Source organism: uncultured Streptococcus sp., from assembly GCF_963521865.1.
Lineage (GTDB): Bacteria > Bacillota > Bacilli > Lactobacillales > Streptococcaceae > Streptococcus.
On the sequence record NZ_CAUQWY010000075.1, the window covers coordinates 1 to 3,851 of the forward strand.

At 42.4% G+C, this 3,851-nt stretch carries 4 protein-coding genes and 1 pseudogene; 2 read left to right on the top strand and 3 right to left on the bottom strand.

Features of this window, described 5'->3' with window-relative positions; all coding sequences use genetic code 11:
• The 3 genes and pseudogenes from RWO85_RS09850 to zapA all read right to left on the bottom strand — a co-directional run.
• Positions 1 to 988, bottom strand: a pseudogene (locus tag RWO85_RS09850) (endonuclease MutS2); the annotation flags it as partial.
• Between the two features lie 218 nt (positions 989 to 1,206).
• Entirely contained in the window at positions 1,207 to 1,755 is a 549-nt protein-coding gene (locus tag RWO85_RS09855) for a CvpA family protein (RefSeq protein WP_314415647.1), read from the bottom strand.
• A complete protein-coding gene (gene zapA / locus RWO85_RS09860; protein WP_000002019.1) occupies positions 1,752 to 2,054 on the bottom strand; it encodes a cell division protein ZapA in 303 nt (100 codons plus the stop codon). The genes RWO85_RS09855 and zapA overlap by 4 nt, the downstream gene beginning before the upstream one ends.
• 86 nt (positions 2,055 to 2,140) lie before the next feature.
• On the opposite strand from zapA, the gene rnhC reads away from it, so the two are divergent.
• Together rnhC and lepB are read left to right on the top strand one after the other, a co-directional pair.
• On the top strand, positions 2,141 to 3,022 hold the full coding sequence (gene rnhC / locus RWO85_RS09865) for a ribonuclease HIII (protein ID WP_314415650.1): 882 nt from the start codon (positions 2,141 to 2,143) through the stop codon (positions 3,020 to 3,022).
• Positions 3,023 to 3,025: 3 nt separating this feature from the next.
• Positions 3,026 to 3,640 (top strand): signal peptidase I, encoded by a 615-nt coding sequence (gene lepB, locus RWO85_RS09870; protein WP_314415652.1) that lies wholly within the window; start codon positions 3,026 to 3,028, stop codon positions 3,638 to 3,640.
• Positions 3,641 to 3,851 lie beyond the last annotated feature (211 nt).

The following is a 3,851-nucleotide window of genomic DNA, read 5'->3' on the forward strand; positions in this document are numbered from 1 at the left end:
TGGGACCTGTAATGACAATGGCTGTTAAATCTTGACCAAAATGGACATCATTTGCAACGGCATTTTTGACCAGAGGATGACATACATGGAGCAGTTGAATCTCTTGATTTTCTGATAGCTGAGGAACGACTGCTTGTCTTTCTTGGATAAAGCGGACCTTGGCACGAATCAAGTCCAGATGACCGATAATCCAAGCGTCATTAGCAATCTCAGTCGCATGAGGGCGGACACGCTCAGAAATTTCTTGGAGAATGCGAAGCATTTCATAACGCTCATCTGCTCGCAGACTAGCGATTTCTTCGCTCAGTTTGACCACCTCACGGGGTTCGATATAGACGGTGTTTCCGCTGGCAGAAATATCATGAACGACACCTGCAATCTTATTGCGGTAGGTGTTTTTGACTGGTAAAACCTGACGGCCATTTCTGCTGGCAACAATCCCTTCTGTCAACATCTGCGCTTTTTGCTTGAGCAGGTCCTGTAAAACATCGCGTACCTGACTCTCGCTATCATGGATTTTTCGACGGATGCGCGCTAATTCTTCACTGGCAAAATTTTCAATGAAACCTGCATCATTAAAGGCTTGGAGATTTCCTTGTAATTGCGGAAAATCATGTAATTTCTCAAACCAAAGGGCTAATTCTTCCAAGCTAACATTTTCCAGATTGGCGTAAAAACTTTGCAATTCTCTGCTAGAAAGAAGCACGCGCTTCAAGAGGAGGAACTCCTCGATATTGAGATCCGCCCCCATCTCCAAACGCTTGCAGACTCCTGTAATTTCCTTGGTTGCGAGAATAGTAAAATGCGGTTGCTCGACGAAAAGAGCCTGCATTTCCTTCATCTCAGCAAAAGCCTGTTTGATTTTATCTGCTTTAGCAGTCGGAACCAGCTGTCTCAATTGCTCCAAGCCCTGCTCTGTCAACAAATGGGGTTCAAACAAGACCTTGACCTTATTGAACTCTAATGTTTCTAATATTTTCTTATTCATCTTTATTTCCTTGTCTTTGAATGTCTAGGTGTATGATACTCAATAAAAATCAAAAAGCAAACTAGGAAGCTAGCCACAGGTTGCTCAAAACAGTGTTTTGAGGCTGCAGATGGAAGCTGACATGGTTTGAAGAGATTTTCGAAGAGTATTAGCTTTTTACATTCTGATAGATTCTAGTCAAATCTGTAAACAAAGGGCTAGGAAAACTCCTGCCCTTTTTATCCGATTAAATTTGTCACCCAGATTTGTTTGAGCCAACTGGTTGTTACTGGTATGCTCTGGATGATGTGTTTTGCGACGATACTCTTTTCAAGAGGATTTTGTATAGCTGCCATGGGGATGGTCGCCAAGATTGTCAAGGCCATTTGCAAGACAAATAAGGTCACCAACATGGACAAGATACCTGCTGAAACTTGGAACAACTTGCCACCCAGTTTTTTACTAGGAATCAAGTGTAAGAGGAGACCAAGCAAACGACCGATGCTATAGACTATCCCAAATACAAGCAAGTAGCCGATACCCGCGTAAAAGACCTTATCCAACTGAAAGAGTTGATCCGATGGGAAAAAGAAAGTTCCCTGTCCTTCCTGCGGATTTGCATAAGGGAGCAATAAATGGAATTGTTCTCCCAGCCCCTTGTAAAACTGGCCAGCCATAAAAGCCGATGCCATGGCTGAAATCAGGTAATAAACCTGTAAGAGCAGACCTCTCCGATAGCCGATATAAAATCCCCAAGCCAAGATCAATAGAAGAAGGAGTGAAATCATAAGGAATCCTCAATCTTGCTCTGCTCTTGCTTACAAGTCACAAGTTTGTGACGGAGTTCTTCTAATTCTTGCTCCTTATCATCAAATTCAATCTCACGGCTGAGTTGAGTTGACAAACAGTTGACTGCCAACAAAAGAGCGATTGTTTCATCATCTGCGCTAGGCATTTGTTCTTTAATTGCTTGGTATTTTTCTGTCGCAACCTTGGCGATTTCCTCCATAAAAAGGTTATCATGTTCGCTTGTCAAGGTTAATGATTTTTTCCCGAATGTAAATTTGAATCGATTTAGATTTGCCATAAAATTCACCTCACGATATTATATCAAAATTCGCTAATTTTGTCAGTTTTTACAAATTTGCCTGCTTTTATGGTACAATAGAAACTATGGCAAGTATAACACTCACACCAAGTGAAAAGGAGATTCAGGCTTTTCTTGAACACTATCAAACTAGTCTGGCTCCCAGTAAAAACCCCTATGTTCGCTACTTTTTGAAACTGCCTCAAGCAACCGTTTCTATCTATACTTCTGGAAAGGTCTTGCTTCAGGGTGAAGGAGCTGAGAAATACGCCAGTTTCTTTGGCTATCAAGTTGTAGAGGAAACCAGCGGACAAAATCTCCCTTTGATTGGGACAGATGAGGTAGGGAATGGTTCCTACTTTGGTGGGCTTGCAGTTGTAGCTTCCTTTGTCACACCTGACCAGCATGCCTTCTTGCGAAAACTCGGTGTGGGAGATTCTAAAACTCTGACCGACCAAAAGATCCGTCAGATTGCCCCTATCCTCAAAGAAAAAATCCAGCACCAGGCACTGCTTCTCTCACCAAGCAAGTACAACGAGGTCATCGGAGACCGCTACAACGCTGTTTCGGTTAAGGTCGCCCTCCATAACCAGGCTATCTATCTCCTTCTTCAAAAAGGCATTCAGCCTGAGAAAATTGTGATTGATGCCTTTACCAGTGCTAAAAATTATGATAAGTACTTGGCACAAGAGGCCAATCGTTTCAGCAATCCGATCAGCTTAGAAGAAAAGTCTGAGGGTAAATACTTGGCTGTCGCAGTTTCTTCTATCATTGCGCGTGATCTCTTTCTGGAAAATCTTGAAAATCTGGGACGAGAACTGGGTTATCAACTTCCAAGTGGAGCTGGAACGGCTTCTGATAAGGTGGCTAGCCAGATTTTGCAAGCCTATGGCATGCAGGGACTCAATTTCTGCGCCAAATTGCACTTTAAAAACACTGAAAAAGCGAAAAAACGCTTAGAAAGGTAAGTTATGAATTCATTTAAACATTTCTTAAAAGAGTGGGGATTGTTCCTCCTGATTCTGTCATTACTAGCTTTAAGTCGTATCTTTTTTTGGAGCAATGTCCGCGTAGAAGGACATTCCATGGATCCGACCCTAGCGGATGGCGAAATTCTCTTTGTTATCAAACACCTCCCTATTGACCGTTTTGATATCGTGGTTGCCCATGAGGAAGATGGCAATAAGGACATTGTCAAGCGTGTCATCGGAATGCCTGGCGACACCATCCGTTACGAAAACGATAAACTTTACATCAATGATAAAGAGACGGACGAACCTTACCTAGCTGACTATATCAAACGCTTCAAGGATGACAAACTCCAAAGCACTTACTCAGGCAAGGGCTTTGAAGGAAATAAAGGCACTTTCTTTAGAAGTATCGCTCAAAAAGCGCAAGCCTTCACAGTTGATGTCAACTATAACACCAACTTTAGCTTTACTGTTCCAGAAGGAGAATACCTTCTCCTTGGAGACGACCGCTTAGTTTCAAGTGACAGTCGTCACGTAGGTACCTTCAAAGCAAAAGATATCACAGGGGAAGCTAAATTCCGCTTCTGGCCAATCACCCGTATCGGAACATTTTAAGAGACCTAAGAGGCCGAGAATCAGCAATCTCAGCCTCTTCTTCTATCGTGATAATATGATTATTCACTATCCAGTTTGATTAAGATAGAAACAAAGTTATACTCAATGAAAATCAAAGAGCAAACTAGGAAGCTAGCCGCAGGCTGCTCAAAACATTGTTTTGAGGTTGCAGATAGAGCTGACGTGGTTTGAAGAGATTTTCGAAGAGTAT